The organism is Bradyrhizobium jicamae (assembly GCF_001440395.1).
GTDB lineage: Bacteria > Pseudomonadota > Alphaproteobacteria > Rhizobiales > Xanthobacteraceae > Bradyrhizobium > Bradyrhizobium jicamae.
The window spans coordinates 25,637-41,903 of the sequence record NZ_LLXZ01000162.1 but is presented as its reverse complement, the minus strand read 5'-3'; the positions used below and the strand labels follow the sequence as shown (position 1 = coordinate 41,903).

At 63.7% G+C, this 16,267-nt stretch carries 13 protein-coding genes; 3 read left to right on the top strand and 10 right to left on the bottom strand.

Annotated elements, in window-relative coordinates:
- Positions 1-9 precede the first annotated feature (9 nt).
- Together ispH and hpnH are read left to right on the top strand one after the other, a co-directional pair.
- Positions 10-936, top strand: a complete 927-nt coding sequence (gene ispH / locus CQ12_RS27290; RefSeq protein ID WP_057838384.1) for a 4-hydroxy-3-methylbut-2-enyl diphosphate reductase — start codon at positions 10-12, stop codon at positions 934-936.
- A gap of 66 nt (positions 937-1,002) precedes the next feature.
- Positions 1,003-2,163: an adenosyl-hopene transferase HpnH gene (gene hpnH, locus CQ12_RS27285; protein ID WP_057838383.1), complete on the top strand. Its 1,161-nt coding sequence runs from the start codon at positions 1,003-1,005 to the stop codon at positions 2,161-2,163.
- A gap of 105 nt (positions 2,164-2,268) precedes the next feature.
- On the opposite strand, the gene CQ12_RS27280 is transcribed toward hpnH, so the two are convergent.
- The 6 genes from CQ12_RS27280 to CQ12_RS27255 all read right to left on the bottom strand — a co-directional run bounded on the left by CQ12_RS27280 (position 2,269) and on the right by CQ12_RS27255 (position 8,453).
- A complete protein-coding gene (locus tag CQ12_RS27280; RefSeq protein WP_283807421.1) occupies positions 2,269-3,015 on the bottom strand; it encodes a phosphorylase in 747 nt (248 codons plus the stop codon).
- Positions 3,012-4,991: a squalene--hopene cyclase gene (gene shc, locus CQ12_RS27275; RefSeq protein WP_057838446.1), complete on the bottom strand. Its 1,980-nt coding sequence runs from the start codon at positions 4,989-4,991 to the stop codon at positions 3,012-3,014. Before shc ends, CQ12_RS27280 begins: the two co-directional genes overlap by 4 nt.
- A gap of 65 nt (positions 4,992-5,056) precedes the next feature.
- Entirely contained in the window at positions 5,057-6,310 is a 1,254-nt protein-coding gene (gene hpnE / locus CQ12_RS27270; protein WP_057838382.1) for a hydroxysqualene dehydroxylase HpnE, read from the bottom strand.
- Positions 6,310-7,149, bottom strand: a complete 840-nt coding sequence (gene hpnD, locus CQ12_RS27265) for a presqualene diphosphate synthase HpnD (RefSeq protein WP_057838381.1) — start codon at positions 7,147-7,149, stop codon at positions 6,310-6,312. Before hpnD ends, hpnE begins: the two co-directional genes overlap by 1 nt.
- Positions 7,146-8,024, bottom strand: a complete 879-nt coding sequence (gene hpnC, locus CQ12_RS27260) for a squalene synthase HpnC (RefSeq protein WP_057838380.1) — start codon at positions 8,022-8,024, stop codon at positions 7,146-7,148. The genes hpnD and hpnC overlap by 4 nt, the downstream gene beginning before the upstream one ends.
- A 192-nt stretch (positions 8,025-8,216) precedes the next feature.
- A complete protein-coding gene (locus tag CQ12_RS27255) occupies positions 8,217-8,453 on the bottom strand; it encodes a hypothetical protein (protein ID WP_057838445.1) in 237 nt (78 codons plus the stop codon).
- A gap of 439 nt (positions 8,454-8,892) precedes the next feature.
- Between CQ12_RS27255 and CQ12_RS27250 the strand changes: the two genes are divergently transcribed.
- Positions 8,893-9,396, top strand: coding sequence for a hypothetical protein (locus tag CQ12_RS27250; protein WP_057838379.1), 504 nt, complete (start codon positions 8,893-8,895; stop codon positions 9,394-9,396).
- Positions 9,397-9,463: 67 nt separating this feature from the next.
- Here the strand turns inward: CQ12_RS27250 and CQ12_RS27245 are convergent, their stop codons facing one another.
- The 4 genes from CQ12_RS27245 to eutC form a co-directional block, all read right to left on the bottom strand.
- The gene (locus CQ12_RS27245; protein WP_057838378.1) at positions 9,464-10,522 is read right to left on the bottom strand and encodes a hypothetical protein; all 1,059 of its coding nucleotides are present in this window, start codon (positions 10,520-10,522) and stop codon (positions 9,464-9,466) included.
- Between the two features lie 132 nt (positions 10,523-10,654).
- Positions 10,655-13,048 carry an efflux RND transporter permease subunit gene (locus tag CQ12_RS27240; RefSeq protein ID WP_057838377.1) on the bottom strand — a complete coding sequence of 798 codons (2,394 nt, stop codon included), beginning with the start codon at positions 13,046-13,048 and terminating at the stop codon, positions 10,655-10,657.
- 338 nt (positions 13,049-13,386) lie between these two features.
- Positions 13,387-15,402, bottom strand: coding sequence for an acyltransferase family protein (locus CQ12_RS27235; protein ID WP_057838376.1), 2,016 nt, complete (start codon positions 15,400-15,402; stop codon positions 13,387-13,389).
- Between the two features lie 89 nt (positions 15,403-15,491).
- A complete protein-coding gene (gene eutC / locus CQ12_RS27230; RefSeq protein ID WP_057838375.1) occupies positions 15,492-16,265 on the bottom strand; it encodes an ethanolamine ammonia-lyase subunit EutC in 774 nt (257 codons plus the stop codon).
- Positions 16,266-16,267 lie beyond the last annotated feature (2 nt).

The following is a 16,267-nucleotide window of genomic DNA, read 5'->3' as shown; positions in this document are numbered from 1 at the left end:
GGACATCCCATGGAAGTGTATCTAGCGCAGCCCCGCGGATTTTGTGCGGGCGTCGTGCGTGCCATCGAAATCGTTGAGCGTGCGCTCGAAAAGTACGGTCCGCCGGTCTATGTCCGGCATGAGATCGTGCACAACAAGTACGTGGTCGAAAGCCTGAAGGCCAAGGGCGCGATCTTCGTCGAGGACCTGTCGGAGGTTCCGCCGCGTGCGGTAACCGTCTTCAGCGCCCACGGCGTCGCGCGGACGGTCGAGGAAGAGGCGGCCGCGCGCGGCCTGCCTGTCCTCAATGCCACCTGCCCGCTGGTCACCAAGGTCCATAATCAGGGCAAACGGTACATGTCCAAGGGCCGGACCCTGGTCCTGATCGGGCATGCCGGCCACCCCGAGGTCGAGGGAACCATGGGCCAGGTTCCAGGCCCGGTTCTGCTGGTCCAGAACGTGGACGAGGTGGCGGCGCTGACCCTGCCGACCGACGCCCCGGTGGCCTATATCACCCAGACCACCCTCAGCGTGGACGACACAAAGGACATAATCGCGGCCCTTCAAGCCAAATTTACAGATATTCAAGGCCCCGACATCCGGGATATCTGCTATGCGACACAGAACCGCCAATCTGCGGTAAGGGACCTGAGCAAGCTGGTGGACGTCATCTTGGTGGTGGGGGCCGCCAACAGTTCCAACTCAAACAGGCTGCGCGAGATCGGCACCGAGGTCGGGGTCGCGAGTTATCTCATTGCCGACGGGAGCGAGTTGAATCCCGATTGGCTGAAGGATGCAAAAGCGGTCGGCATTACGGCGGGCGCATCGGCGCCCGAAGTTTTGGTAGACGACGTGATCGAGGCTTTGAGGCGTATCGGACCCGTCAAGGTATCGGTGCTTCCCGGCCGGGAGGAGAACATCGAATTCCGGCTTCCAGCCGAACTGACTGCGGGCTGATCCACTTCAAAAGTTCCAAGTCTGGGCCCCCAGCCCAGACTGCAAGTTCAGAAAGAAATCTCCGAAATGGCAATACCGTTCTTCAAGGAAATGCGTATCGGCGGCTATCTGATGAAGCAGAAGCTGCTTGGCCGGAAGCGTTATCCGCTCGTGCTGATGCTGGAGCCGCTGTTCCGCTGCAACCTCGCCTGTGTCGGCTGCGGCAAGATCGATTATCCCGATGCGATCCTCAACCGCCGCATGACCGCGCAGGAATGCTGGGACGCGGCCGACGAATGCGGCGCGCCGATGGTGGCGATCCCCGGCGGGGAACCTCTGATCCACAAGGAGATCGGCGAGATCGTGCGCGGCCTGGTCGAGCGCAAGAAGTTCGTCTCGCTCTGCACCAACGCGCTGCTTCTGGAAAAGAAGCTCGATCTGTTCGAGCCCTCGCCCTACCTGTTCTTCTCGGTGCATCTCGACGGCCTGAAGGACCACCACGACAAGGCGGTGTCGCAGAAGGGCGTGTTCGACCGCGCGGTGTCCGCGATCAAGGCCGCGAAAGCGCGCGGCTTCACCGTCAACGTCAACGCCACGATCTTCGATGGCCATCCGGCGGAAGAGATCGCCAAGTTCCTCGACCTCACGACCGAGCTCGGTGTCGGCGTCTCGATGTCGCCGGGCTACGCTTATGAGCGCGCACCTGACCAGGAGCACTTCCTCAACCGCACCAAGACCAAGAAGCTGTTCCGCGACGTCTTTGCGCTCGGCAAGGGCAAGAAGTGGAACTTCATGCATTCCGGCCTGTTCCTCGACTTCCTCGCCGGCAACCAGAGCTACGAATGCACGCCTTGGGGCATGCCGGCGCGCAACATCTTCGGCTGGCAGAAGCCCTGCTATCTGCTCGGTGAAGGCTACACCAAGACCTTCAAGGAGCTGATGGAGACCACGGACTGGGATTCCTACGGCACCGGCCGCTACGAAAAGTGCGCCGATTGCATGGCGCATTGCGGCTACGAGCCGACTGCCGCCACCGCGGCGCTCAACAACCCGCTCAAGGCCATGTGGGTGGCGCTCAAGGGCATCCGCACCACCGGTCCGATGGCGCCCGAGATCGATCTCTCCAAGCAGCGCCCGGCGCAGTACATCTTCTCCGAACAGGTGCAGAAGAAGCTTTCGGAAATCCGCCGCGACGAAGCGGCTGCCGCCGCTGCCAAGCAGCAGGAAAAGGCTTCGACCGCCGCCTGAACGGGATGAGCGAAAAGATGAGGGCCTCGGTTCCTGAACGAACCGAGGCCCTTTCTTTTTGTTTGACGCCGTTCGAATTCCCGAAGCCCGGTGCCGCTGAGCGGATCAGGCCTCCGCCATGGCAGGGCTCTCGCCATGCAGAAAACCCCTGCAGCCGCGAAGCGAGCGCAGCGCGCGATTGAAATCCAGTCCCGTGGAGACCAGTGCGCGGAGCGACTTCGGATCGCGCGCCACGCCGCGCAGCACCTTGCCGAGGTCGATATCGCCGTTCGGCTTGATCGCGTTCTTGGCGATCGCCGGAAGCGCACGGCTGGCCGGATCGGAGATGACGCGCAGCGCCGCGAACGGCAAGCCGGCCTCGGCTGCATAGGCTGCGGCAATATGGCTCTCCATATCGACCGCCGCCGCGCCCGTCTCCGAATGCAGCGCGGCCTTGCAGGCCGTCGCCGCGATCACCTGTTCCACGCCTGAAAGAACGCCGCGAACGACGCGCCGGCGACGAAGTGCCGCACGCGCGATCATTTCCTCGTTCAGCGCCAGACCAGCCAGAAAACGGGTATCGCCGGCCAGAACCTCGGTCGCCACCACCACGTCGCCGGACTTCAGCGACGGGTCCAGCCCGCCGGCCACGCCGAACGAAATGACACCCCTGAAAGTGGTAGAATCGAGCGTTGCCAGCAGCGCGCGCAATTGCTGCGGATCGCTGGAGCTGCAGATGACAATCATGCCGGGCCCGGCCGCGATGCGGGCTTCCTGCACCAATCCTGTAACAATCAAAACCGGCCGCGGATCGATCGAATCACGATCAACCTGATTGTCCGCAATCGCGGCGGCCCCCGCCCCCCAAGTCACATCCCGACCCCTACCACCCTGCTGTTGGTGCTTCTCAAATTCCGATACCGCGCCAGCGCCCAGAGCGGAAAGAATTTCGAGTAACCATGATACCGCAAGTAAAACACCCGCGGAAAGCCTGTAGCCGTGTAACGCGCCTCGTCCCAAAGCCCTTTCTCGGTCTGTGTGGCTTTTAGGTACTCCACGCCGCGCACGACAGCCGGGTTCTCCACCTCTCCGGCCGCCATCAATGCAAGCAAGGCCCATGCCGTTTGCGAGGAAGTCGATGGGGCCTTCTCGTATCCCTTGTAATCGAGTCGGTAGCTGACGGCATCCTCGCCCCAGCCGCCATCGCTGTTCTGGATCGAAACCAGCCAGTCCACAGCTTTGCGCATCATCGGATCCAGGTGGTCGATACCTGCGACATTTAGTGCACAGAGCACCGACCAGGTCCCGTAGATGTAATTGAGACCCCAGCGGCCGTACCATGAGCCTTCCGCAAGCTGGGTACGGCGCAGATAGGCGATTCCGTCCGCGACAGACTTGCTGGTCTCGGCGGTCTCGCCGAGCTGCGCCAGCATCGAGATGCAGCGCGCGGTGACGTCCTCGGTCGGCGGATCGAGCAGCGCGCCGTGATCGGAGAACGGGATGTTGTTCAGGTAGTATTCGAGATTGTTGACGTCGAAGGCGGCCCAGCCGCCATCGCGGCTCTGCAGTCCCTCGATCCACTCGCGGCCGCGCGCAATTGCCTCATCATATTCCTTGCTGCCGGACTGACGGCGCGTCCGGTCCATCGCCATCACCACCACGGCGGTGTCGTCGAGGTCTGGATAGTGAGCGTTGTTGTACTGGAACGCCCAGCCGCCGGGGCGCACGTCGGGCGCCTTCGCCGCCCAGTCGCCCTTGAGGTCGAGCACCTGCCGCGGCTTCAGCCAGTCGAGGCCCTGCTCCATCTTCTTGAGCGTATCTTCACCGCCGACCTCCGCCAGCGCGTGGCAGGTCAGCGCGGTGTCCCACACCGGCGAGACGCAGGGCTGGCAATAGGCCTCGTGCTCGCCGATCACGAGCAGCTTGTCGATACCCTTGCGGGTGATCGCGCGTGGCGGAAAGTCCGGTCCCTTGCCGAGCGCGTCGTACATCATGACGATGTTGGCCATCGGCGGATAGATTGCGCCCATGCCGTCTTCGCCGTTCAGCCGCTCCTCGGTGAACGCGAGCGCGGCGTCGATCGCGCGCTGGCGCAGCTTCTTCGGAAATAGCGGCTCGACGACGCGCAGGATCTTGTCGAGCGTGCTGAACAGGGCGTACCAACCCCAGCTCTGATGCGGCGCCTTCTTGTTCATGCCGACCGATTTGGGATCCTGCAGGAACAGTTCGTCGATGCCGACGCCCTTCGGATTCCTCGCCACCGGCTTCAGCGCCGCCAGCACCATCAGCGGGACGATCGTGGTGCGCGCCCAGTAGGAAATCTTGTTGAGGTGGAACGGCGACCACATCGGCAGCAGCATGATCTCGATCGGCAGCACCGGCACCGCGCGCCAGCTCAGCACGCCGTAGAAAGCGAGCAGGAATCGCGTGAAGACGTTGCTGCCCGCGGCGCCGCCGCGGCTGCGGATCGCTTCGCGCGCGCGCACCATATGCGGCGCATCGACGGAATCGCCGATCATCTTCAGCGCGAAATAGGATTTGACGCTGGCGCTCATGTCGAACGGGCCGTCCTGCACCAGCGCCCAGCCGCCATGATTGCCTTGCGTGCGGCGCAGATAGTTGGCGATCTTGGCCTCGAGCTCGCTGTCGACGGGCTCGGCGAGATAGTGGCGCAGCAGGACATATTCGGAAGGGATCGTGCTGTCGGCTTCCAGCTCGAACACCCAGTGCCCGTCGGATTGCCGATAGCCGAGCAGCGCTTCGGTCGCGGAAGAGATGCTCTTCTCCAGCGCGACGGGATCGACTGGCGCGACGGGGTCGGCGGCGATGGTTTTGTCGATGGCAAGCATTTCGCTATACATCCCTATATTCGCGACGGGCTCTGTGAAGCCGGTCACGCACGTCCGGCCGGGCCTCAAGACCTCGCCAGGACCAGATCGGCGGCGCGGTCACCCGACCGCACCGATCCCTCGATGGTTGCCGGCAGGCCGGTATCGGTCCAGTCGCCGGCGAGAAACAGGTTTTTGAATGAGGTCACCGCCCCCGGCCGCAGCGCATTCTGCTCCGGCGTCGCCTCGAACGTAGCACGTCGTTCACGCACGATCTGCCAGGGCGGCAGCGGCAATTCGGCCGGCAGGCCGGCGGCCTTGCAGACGTCGCGCCAGATCGCCAGCGCGAGCTCTTCGCGCGGCATGTCGACCAGCCGGTCGCCATTGCTGATGGTGACCGACAGCCGCTGCGGGAACGCGAACAGCCATTCAACGAGACCACCGACGACGCCGAGGATCGGCGCCGCATCCTTCGGCGGATCGTAGCGGAAATGCGCATTGACGATGGCGCGGAATTTTGTCGGCGTCTTCAGGCCCGGCAGCAGCGATGCTGCGGAGCGCGGCGGCACCGCGAGCACCACGACATCGTCGGGGCCGAGCGCAACGGTGTCGCTGCCGAATTTCAGTTCGCCGACGGCGTTGCCGGCTAGCGCGAACTCGCGCAGCTCATGGCCGAGCTGAACCGAGGCGCCCTTGTCCTGCAGCAGCTTGATCGCGGGTTCGACCAGCACCGCGCTGAGGCCATCGCGCGCGATCAGCGGCCGGCACGCCTGCCCGCCCGCCAGCAGCGTTTCCCGCACGATCGCACCAGCGAGGCCCGCCGAGCCTTCGGGCGGATCGACATTGAGCGCGGCCAGCAGCAGCGGCTGTACCAGCCGGTCGTACAGCGTGCCCTTGCAGGGGATGGTGTCACCGACCAGCTTGCCGGTGCCCGCCCAGATCAGCGGCATCAAGGCGAGATAGTCGCGCAGCCCGGTATCGGGGACGCGGCGCGCCTCATCGAACACCCACAGCGGCAGTTTGCCCTCACCGAGATCGAGCAGCCAGCGCTGGCCTGTTGAGATGTCGGCGAACGGAAACTGCGCCAGCTTCGGCCCGACCAGCCCCGCCTCGGTGCCGATCGACCTGGCATAGGCCCGGGCATGGCTATTGCCTGATAACAACAGATGGTTGCCGTTATCGATGGTGAGATTGGTAGCCGCGTCGAAATAGGAACGGCAGCGGCCGCCGGTCTGTTGCGTGGCCTCGTGGACATGCACACGGTAATTGGCGTTGGCGAGCCGCACGGCTGCCGAAAGGCCGGAAATGCCGGCGCCGATGATATGAGCGTTTTTCTGCATCAGATGATCGCGTAACGGAGAAGGATGGCAATCTTCGCCCATTTGTGGACGCGGACCGGCTCGCGCGGGACGGCAAAGCCCCTTGCCAGCAACAGGTCCAGAATCACGCGGTAATATTTCGACATGATCCGCGGCGCGCGCACGACGCGCCGCGAATTGCGTTGCATGATCTCGTCGGCTTTCTCGAAATGCTTTTTCGCGCGCTCGGCCAGCGCCAGGCAAACTTTCGGCAATGCGCGATCGACGGTCACGCGCTGCGGATCGTCGGTGGTGATGCCGGCAAGCAGCAGGCTTTCGCGCGGCAAGTAGAGACGGCCGAGGCCGGCGTCTTCATCGATGTCGCGCAGGATGTTGGTCAATTGCAGCGCGCGGCCGAGATGGTGGGCGAGCAGGATGCCGTCTTCCTCTGGCAGGCCGAACACGCGAACCGACAGGCGTCCGACAGCACTGGCGACGCGGTCACAATAGAGATCGAGCGTGGCAAGGTCGGGCGCGCGGATATCCTGCGGCACGTCCATTTCCATGCCGTCGACGATGGCGAGGAAATCCTCGCGCTTGAGGCCGAAAGTTTTGACGGATGCGGCATAATCCTGCAGGCGCGGCGGCGGATGGCCCTGATAGAGGGCGTCGACGTCGTTGCGCCATTGCTGAAGCGCAGCCAGCCGCTCGGGCCGCGGCTCGTGGGAGTCGGCGATGTCATCGACCTGCCGGCAGAAGCTGTAGATCTGGAACATCGCCTCGCGCTGGTCGCGCGGCAGGATGCGCATCGCGGCATAGAACGAACTGCCGGACGCGGCGGTGCCGTAATCTGCGTTGGCCGCCGCCGTCTGCACCGTCATGCGCCGGCCGCCGGTGTCGAGAGCGGGCGGCGCCCCACCGCGCGGCTGATGATCTCGCTTGTGATGCCGCCGATGGTATGGCCGAGCAACTCCAGCTTGCTCAGATGCACGCGCTCGCTGAGCGGATCGCGCACCTTCAGCATGCCGACGATCTGGTCGGCAAACGTCTGGATCACGGAAATATCCAGCCCGAGCCGGAAGTCCTTCACTTCAGCACTCAACGATTTGCTTTCATTCAGCAGGGTTTCGGTGCGCACCGCCAGCGCATGAAGGCATTGCAGCAGCGCCGGCTGCGACTTCGCCTCGCCGAGCATCTCGACAGTAGCGCCGCTGGCGGCCAGTGCATCGCGCGGCAGGTAAACGCGGTTGAGATTCCTGTAATCCTTGCCGCAGTCCTGCAAATGGTTGTTGATCTGCAGGCCCGCGCACAGCGCGTCGGAAGCGGCCCAGGTCGAGGTGCTCTCGCCATGGACGTCGAGCATGAAGCGGCCGACCGGCATGGCCGAATAGCGACAATAGTGAACGACCTCGTCCCAGTTCTCATAACGCAGCTTGGTGACGTCCATCCGGAACGCCACCAGCACGTCGAGCGCGTGCCGCGGCGCCATTGAACGCTCGGCGAGGGCCTGGCGCAGGATCACCGCTTCCTTCTGCGTATCGCCCTTGCCCAGCAGTTCGGCCTCGAACAGGTCGAGATAGCGCAGCTTCTCGTCCGCGCTCAGTTCCGCGTGATCGGCGATGTCGTCGGCCGTCCGGACGAAATTATAGAATGCGAGAATCAGCGCCCGGTGGCGCGGATGAATGATCCACGACGCGACCGGAAAATTCTCGTCGCGGTCGGTCTTTCCGGATCGCAGGTCGCTCGCGGTGGTCATCAGGAACCGGCTACATCCATCGGGATTGGCGGCATGCGCCGATGCTTCGGCGCATGCAATGTGATTGCGGGCCCCATATAGGGGAATCCGCAGCCAAAACCAATGCTATATGGGCTGACTAGCCCCGCCCGTGACGCGCGTCATAGAGCCAGGAAACGGCTGTGCCGCGGGGTTAACGGACGCTTGAGCGTCTTATTGGCCGTTGTTCTTGAGAACCTGGTTGCAGGCCTGGCTGATCTTGGACCGATTCTCCTTGAGGCACGCCAGGATCGTCAGATCGCCCTGATCGATGACCGGACGGCAGAACTTCTGCACATCCTTCGTGCAGGCCTTCTGCTCCTCCGCCGTTCCGCTGCGCTGCTGGGCGAAGGTGGCGGTCGACGAGACCGAGATCGACAACAAAGTGAGGGCCAGGAGAGATTTGCGCATCATATTCCTTCATTTCGGCAGCATGAAATCCTGTTCCCGATTTGCGTTTCGGCCTTGCCGGGACGGATTTGTTTGGATGACAGGCGCCGCGTAACGCAGCAGCGTGCACAGGACAAGCATGGCAAATGCGGCCAAATTTGCGGCGACATCGACGACGAGTTCAGCACGTTAAATAACCAACTGATATTTAACGTGTATTTTTGCAACAACTGTCCAACAATTGGATATTGCAGACGACGCGGCGCAAAGCTAGATGCTGCAGCGACGGTGCCGATGTGAACGATCGATTCCACCCCGGGCCGCTTGTGCCCATTTCCCGCCGCGACCGGCGGAAACTGCACTCCGTCATTTGAACCTAAGGTACTGCGGGAACACTAAATCTTCGATGCGGCGAGACGTATCTTTGCAAAGAGCGTCTATTTTGATGGGAAAACTACAAATGAAACTGTTTGGTTCCAGCTTGTTCGGTCAGGCTCTCGCAGCGGCCGGCGTCGGCGCCGCGCTCATGTTGTCGGTCACCGCAAGTCATGCCCAGGCGGGGGGCCCGTTTGCCGGCTTCGACGGAAACTGGAGCGGCACCGGCACGGTCGCCCTCTCCAACGGCACCACCGAGAACATTCGCTGCAAGGCGGACTACAAGGTCAACGCCAACGGGCTCGGCCTGAAGCAAAACCTGCACTGCGCCAGCGACAGCTACAAATTCGATCTGTCGAGCGACGTCACCAGCCAGGGTGAGCGCATCTCCGGCAACTGGAGCGAAAAGAGCCGCAATATCTTCGGCAACCTGCAGGGCACCGCCGGCGGCGGCCAGATCGACGTGTTCGTCGAGGCTTCCGGATTTGCGGCCAACCTGAATTTGCGCACCACCGGCAACAAGCAGAGTGTGCAGATCGACTCCAAGGGCGAGATCCGCGGCGTCAAGATCACGATGACCAAGACCTGATACGGTTCTTCAAGCTACGCGCCAATGGCGGCCTCCCCCGGAGCGCCGCCATTTTCATTTCGGCAGTTCAGCGGAATTGCCATGCCCAGTGCGCATCGCCGCGGTCGCGGCGTTCGGCGACCTCGACGCGCATGAAGCGATCATGCGCGAGCGCAGCGCCCACCCACAATTCGTTCCAGGCATCGAACACCGCTGGCGACAGCGCTTCGCGCTCCGCCATCAGCCGCCACGATGTCTGGCGCACGGTTGCATGCGTGTCATCCAGCCCCAGTTCCGCATCGTCATCCTGCGCACGCGACAGCCGGGCGAAGGCCGCTGCAAAACCGGCCGCGCCCGCTTCGACCCCGCCCAGCATCGCGGCGACGTCGTCGAACGTGTGCATCCCGACCAGCCGGGCAGCGGCACCGGCGAGATGGCCGCCCTCCTCCGGGCCGAGCACGGCGATGGTTTCCGGCACGATCGAGGTGACGTATTCCATCGCATAGTTGCGCAGCACCTTTTGCAGCCGTTCCTCAGGCCACGTATTCTCGTGCAGGCGCGGCGCCAGATCGGCGCGGAACGGCGGGCAGCGCTCGCCGGGCGAAAACTGCAGCCGCTCCTCCGGCGCGAGATCGCGATCCCACTCCTTGTAGTAACCTTCCAGCCCCGGTTGGCCGTCGACGGTCTGTCCCGTGCAGACGAAGCCGAGCCTGGGATTGCCGAGTACGACGCCGTTGTTGGCGTGCCATCCGCGCAGCATCGCCCGTGACACGTCGGACGGAATGCCGCAGATCGCGGTACCCGACCAGATCCAGCGCGGCGGTGGATAGCGTACCCAGGCCTTGCTGTCGCTCTCATGGACATACTCGACCTTCACGCCGCCGACCTGGTTCGACAGATAGTGATATTGCGCGCAGGCCACCGCATGCGGCAGCTTGTCGAGACCGAGCTTCTTCAATCCGGGCAGGAAGCGCGCCAGTTGCTGGCGGCGAAAGGTGCGGAACACCACCTCGGCCGCACGCGGCGCGCCGGCCCGCGAAGCCAGCATCAGGATCAGCCCGGTGAGATAGGAATGATAGATGTGCTCGACCGCGCGGTAGGCGGCGGCGTCGGCCGCAGGCCGGGCGGCTAATCCTGCAGACGTCATTCCTCAGCCTCTCTTCGGCGGCCGTTGATCGGCCGCCCCTTGTTATGCTCAAGCCGTATCCGACTCTCGCTTTTTTGTTTGACGCGTTTTCTTCACGCGAACCGGCATCCACTTCGCTCGAAAACGCTATGGCTATCCGGCAGGCTTGTTCTCCGCCGGCTTGGTGTGGTCGATCCCGCGGATCTTCTCCGACAGATTAATCAGGAACATCGAGGTCGGCCGCAGGATGAAGAGGTCGGCCACCAGTGCTGCGATCATCGAGAACGCGCTGAGCCAGCCGAACAGCCGCAGCGACGGCAGGTCGGAGAACACGGTGACGACGAGACCGCAGGCCAGCACCACCGTGGTCAGGATCAGCGCGGGACCGACCAGCACGGTGGCGCGCTCGACCGCCAGTTCGGACGTGACGCCCGGCTTACTCTCCAGCCGCAAGCGATTGAGGAAGTGGATGGTGGCGCTCAAACCGAGACCGAACGACACCGTCAGCGCGACGACGCTGGCGAATTGCAGGCCCTCGCCCAGTATCCACAGCACCGTGCCCGATGCCACGACCGGGAAAATGCCGGGCAGAATGCACGAGAACATCACCACGACGGAGCGGAACGCGAGGCCGATGAAGACCGCGACCAGTAGGAACTCGATCGTCAGGCCGTGATTGAGCTTCGAAATCATGTTGGCACTGTTGCGCGCGGCAATCGCCGACAGGCCGGTGACCGCGATCTCAAAGCCGGGATGCTCCGCGCGCACCTTGTCGAGCGCCTTGTCGAGCTTGTCGACCACGGGAAGGATTTGGCTGGAATCGAGATCGGGCACCCGCCCCGACACGACCACCGCATCCTGATCGGCCGAGATGAAACGGCGGACCAGATGCTCGGGGATGACGCTGACATATTGCTTCAAGGTTTCGACGTCGCCGCTGCCGGCCTTCTCGGCGAGCCAGCGGCGCAGGGTTTCGAGCGACCAGACGTTGCCGACGCCGGCCGATTTCTCGACCATGGCGTGAACTTCGGCGATCGTCTTCAGCGTATCGGGCGCATAGAGCGAGGCGCCCTTGGGGAATTCGATCAGGACGTCGATCGGATTGGCGCCGGTAAGCTTGGCGTCGAGGCGGCTCGACGCCGCCACGGCCTGCCGCTTGTCCGGCACCTGGTCCGCGAGCCGGTAGCGCGGCTCCAGCGTGGCGTAGATATAACCGAGCGCGCCGACGAAGAGCAGCGCGATCAGGCTGAACATGCCGGGGCGCCCGACCATGCGCACCGCGATCCAGTAGCAGAAATTGCGCAGCATCTGCACGCCGGCGTCCGCGCTCTGGAACTTGACCGCAAAGATCTTCTCGTTGCGCACGAACAGCACACCGAACACCGGCACCAGCGACAGCACGGCCACCAGCGCGATGATGGTGGCGGCAAGGCCGGCCTCGCCGAATTTGCGGATCAGTTCGGAATCGGAGAATTGCAGCGCGATAAACGAAATGCCGGCGGTTGCGTGGGTGAGCACGCAGGCCGGACCGACCACCAGCACGGCGTTGGTGAAGGCGGTAAACTTGTCCTGTCCCGCAATCAGGCGGTCGCGCGCCGCGAAGGTCAGCTGCATCGAGTCCGAGAAGCTGATCACCATGATGAGCGGCGTCATCACGTTCAGGAACATGTTGAGATTGAAACCGGCCCAGCCGAGGCCGCCGAGCGCCAGCAGGATCGCGATGATCGGCGGGAAGGCCGCGACCACCATGAACGATATCTTGCGGAAGAAGATGATCGCAATGATGCAGCCGGCCAGGATGCCGAGGATGTTGTAGGTCAGCCCGTCGCGCTTGACCGCGTTGCGGATCTCGAGCTGCATCACGGGAACACCGGAGAGCTGGGCGTTGAGACCACTGCCCGACAGATCGTCGGCCATGATCTTCCGCATTTCGCCGACGACCTTGCCGAGATCGTTCGAGGAAACGACGCTCGGCTCGAGCGAGAGCACGATCAGCGCCAGCGTTCCGTCTTCCGACAACAGCTTGCCGCGAATGATCTCGTTTGATTTGACGGTCTCGGCGAACTTCTCGTAGGCGGCGCCTTGCGGCAGTTCAGGCGGGAACAGTGCGGCCGGCAGCTTGCCGGGCTCCGGCGCCTGGCGCGCCGAAAACAGCGAGACCAGACCGCGCACGCCCTCGACCAGTTGCAGGTCGGTGACCATCTCGCGGATCTTTTCGAGGTTCTCGCGGGCCAAGAGCGTCTTGCCCTCGACCACGACGAGGACGTCGAATTCGGTCGCCGGGAAGCGCTTGGTCACGGCCTCGTATTGCTTGTAGTCCTTGGAGTCGGAGCGGAACAACTGGCTCAGCGAGTCGTCGATCTTGATCCGCTGGATACCGAACAGCGCGGCCACGACCAGCGCGACGAGAATGACCAAGGACAGGATGGGTGCCTTGACCGCGATCAGGCCCATGCGCTCGAGCCCGAAGGCGATGCTCTTGCCTGGCGGCGGCGGCTCCTCGATGGCTTCGACGTGGACGCGACTTTCGGAGTTCTTGTCGAGCATACCCTGTCCAGTTCTCACGTCGGCCTGTTCGTGCAGCTTGGCTTATGCAATTGGTGGCGCGAAAGCGGCTTTGACAACCATCATCCGATCGGCGCTAACCATTGAAATCACGCGGTAAATTAACCGGCGCCGTTTTACAGGGCGGAGCCCCGTCCGGCAAGCATGCGGGAGAGGGCAAATCGGCATGAAGATGACGAAAATCCACGTTAAGTCTCTGATTTGCCACACCCGCCGGCACGGTCCCGGCGGATAACGACAACCCCGGTCGTGCCCACGCGGCGCAACGACCTCCGGTCAATTTTTCGGGAACGGCACGTAAGAGGCGAGCGAGGCGCCGCTCAGTCCATTTTCTTCTCCGCCTCCATTCCGGCGCGGAGTGCGGCCTTGAACGCGGTGTCGAACAGGCCGATGTACTGGCTCGCATTGACGTTGGAAATATGCGCGGTGTCGCGGAAATTGGCCTGCCCGTTCCGGACCAGGTAGCAATATCCGTGCTCGCAGACGACGGACAGCGGGTCCACGATCAGGAGATGCGGATTATCCCGGTGCCGGTCGAGGACGCCCGCGATCTCGCCTCGGAAGGTACTCATTGTCAGGCCGGGGCTCGCCTCGACTTTCCATTCGTCGATCGCCTTGCCCACGCGGATCTGGTTTTCGATCCATCGCTGCGGCAGATCGAAGTTGATGTTGAGTAACGGCATGATCAGGACGACGGTCTTGCCCGCCGCAAGCAGCCGGTCCGTCAGGGCGGAAATTTCAGCCGCGTTGCCCCAGTTGCTGCCGAGCACGACGATGCTTGGCTCCGCCTGCGCCAGCACGAAATCGAGCGTGCTGCGATTGAATTGCCGGCACGGCGCCTGATCGCTCGCATTGCCGGCCGCATCGTCGACGAAGGCCCGGCACGCGCTTTGGGTTGCGATCAGGCCATGGATGCCATTGTCGAGCGCCGCCGACGAAACCGGCTCGAGGTACTGGTTGGCAAAGGAATCTCCCCACAGGATCGCAGTTGGCCGGTCCACGGCCGGCGCGCTGCCGAAGCTGCAATAGGTCTCGGTCGTCTTCTTGTTGGAGTTGGCGTTCCGGAAACACTCATCGCGCGGCGTGTTGGTCCGGCGCGCGAGTTCGGCAGGCCGCAGGTAGTCCGGAAGTCTGCCCGGAAAACCGTGATTGAGGAAAGCCAGCGATACGAAGCCCGCGAACACGGCAAACGAAACACCTGAGGCGGTCAGCAGCCGGCGCGGGGTCCAGAAATCGCGCTGCGTTCGCACCGGCTGCTCGACGCAGCGGTAGGATAGCGCGCCAAGCACGAGCGAGGCCAGCACCATCATGATCTTCTGCGCGCCGCCGACCTCATAGCCGCGCACCGCCAGCCAGCTCAGGGCGAATACCCAGACCGGCCAGTGCCACAAATAGATCGAGTAGGACCAGTCGCCGATGCGCTGGACCGGCGATAGTGCGAGCAGGCTTCGCTCGCCCGTCCCCTGCCGCGCCGCGACTATCAGGGCAGCGCCGAGGATCGGCAGGATCGTGAGTATGCCAGGCCATCGCGCTTCGGGCAGAGGATAGATGGTGCAGCCTGCGACCAACGCCCAGCCGGCGAGCGCAAGAAACGGCGATTCCAGCCAGGAGGCTTTCACGCCTTCCGATCGGCGCCGGATTTCCGCTGCAGCAATCAATCCGCCTGCGAGCGGCTCCCATGCTCTCGCGCGCAACGAGAAGAACGACGAACCCATCGCATCATGCAGGCTCGCCCACAAGCACCATGCGAGAGACACGGCGGCGAAGATTTGCAACGCGACCGTCACGGCGCCGAATGATGACTTGGTGCGGGCAGCGATCCGCCAGACCACCCAGGCAATCAGCGGCATCCAGACGTAGAACTGCCACTCCAGCGACAGCGACCAGGTGTGCAGCAACGGCTTGGTCTGCGCGGCCATGGCGAAATAGCCGTTGTCGCTGTTGAAGGCGAAATTCGACACAAACGCCAGCGCCGACAGCGCCTGCAGCAGATGCTTGAGATATTCTCCCGGCAAGGTCACGAACCAGCCGATGACGACGGATACCGCGACCACGACCGCCAATGCCGGATAGATCCGGCGCATCCGCATCATGACGAAGGCCCAGAGCGAAAAGCGACCGAGCCGCAGGTCGTTCAGCACCTTAGTCGTCATGAGATAGCCGGTGATGACAAGGAAGACGTCGACGCCGACGAATCCACCGGCAAATCCCGGGATCTGGAAGTGAAAGCCGACGACCGCGATCACCGAAAGCGCCCGCAGCGCATTGATGTCGAGCCGGAACCCGTCCGTGCCCGCATGCGTGCCCGTCGCGCCGCGCGTCCCCGCTGTCTCCATCGCCTGTCCTGCCCGCTCCTCGCCCGCTTATATCAGGCGCGGGTTGGCTCACCGTGGCGGAGCGGCCACACATCGATTCGTTTTCAGGCTCAATCGGCGGGTTTAGCGGCGATCAGCGCGGTACCGCTTTCATCCTTCAGCGCCACGCCGCTGACCTCTCGCGCGATGGCTTCGCGCACCAGCCACGCGATCTTGAACGCGGCTTCATCGTAGCTCAGGCCCGCACCGTGGATGTTGGACACGCAATTGCGCTTCTCGTCGGTGAGGCCGATGCGCGGCGCAAAGGTCAGATAGGCGCCGAGGCTGTCGGGCGCCGACAGGCCAGGCCGCTCGCCGATCAGCATCACCACCAGCCGCGCGCCCAGCACCGCGCCGATCTCGTCTCCGAGCGCCACGCGCGCGCCGGAAGCGACCACGACATGGCCGAGCGGGATTCCCGCTTCCGTCAGGCGTGGCGCGAGATGACGAACCAGTTCGACCGCGTGAAGATTGACGGCCGCCGGCGACAGCCCGTCGCCGATCACGATCACGACCTCGCTCGCGCTGCCGCTGCGGTCTTCCAGCGCGCGCCGCGAATCCGCCTCCAACATGCGTCCGAGATCGGGACGGCGCAGGTAGTCGCTGCGGTCGCGTGCCTGACTGCAAACCTCGCTGACCTCAACGTCGAGGCCAGCCAGCCCGGCAACCAGATGCGGCGCATCGAAGGCGGCGTGAACGGCGTCGCGCGCGCGGGCGTGGTCGAGCGTAAAGGCAAGCAGCGCCTCGGTCGGCATGCTCGCGCCGGAGCGGCCGAGGCCGACGCGCGCCGGCGTCAGCTCCCGCAAGGCTTCGAGCGGGCGGGACGGCGGCGCCGGCGTTTTCATGA

Coding starts and splice junctions, on each gene's coding strand:
- shc (WP_057838446.1), bottom strand. CDS start 4,991: ATGCTTGCCATCGACAAAACCATCGCCGCCGACCCCGTCGCGCCAGTC.
- eutC (WP_057838375.1), bottom strand. CDS start 16,265: ATGAAAACGCCGGCGCCGCCGTCCCGCCCGCTCGAAGCCTTGCGGGAG.
- hpnH (WP_057838383.1), top strand. CDS start 1,003: ATGGCAATACCGTTCTTCAAGGAAATGCGTATCGGCGGCTATCTGATG.
- CQ12_RS27250 (WP_057838379.1), top strand. CDS start 8,893: ATGAAACTGTTTGGTTCCAGCTTGTTCGGTCAGGCTCTCGCAGCGGCC.
- ispH (WP_057838384.1), top strand. CDS start 10: ATGGAAGTGTATCTAGCGCAGCCCCGCGGATTTTGTGCGGGCGTCGTG.
- hpnE (WP_057838382.1), bottom strand. CDS start 6,310: ATGCAGAAAAACGCTCATATCATCGGCGCCGGCATTTCCGGCCTTTCG.
- CQ12_RS27240 (WP_057838377.1), bottom strand. CDS start 13,048: ATGCTCGACAAGAACTCCGAAAGTCGCGTCCACGTCGAAGCCATCGAG.
- hpnC (WP_057838380.1), bottom strand. CDS start 8,024: ATGACCACCGCGAGCGACCTGCGATCCGGAAAGACCGACCGCGACGAG.
- CQ12_RS27255 (WP_057838445.1), bottom strand. CDS start 8,453: ATGCGCAAATCTCTCCTGGCCCTCACTTTGTTGTCGATCTCGGTCTCG.
- hpnD (WP_057838381.1), bottom strand. CDS start 7,149: ATGACGGTGCAGACGGCGGCGGCCAACGCAGATTACGGCACCGCCGCG.
- CQ12_RS27245 (WP_057838378.1), bottom strand. CDS start 10,522: ATGACGTCTGCAGGATTAGCCGCCCGGCCTGCGGCCGACGCCGCCGCC.
- CQ12_RS27235 (WP_057838376.1), bottom strand. CDS start 15,402: ATGGAGACAGCGGGGACGCGCGGCGCGACGGGCACGCATGCGGGCACG.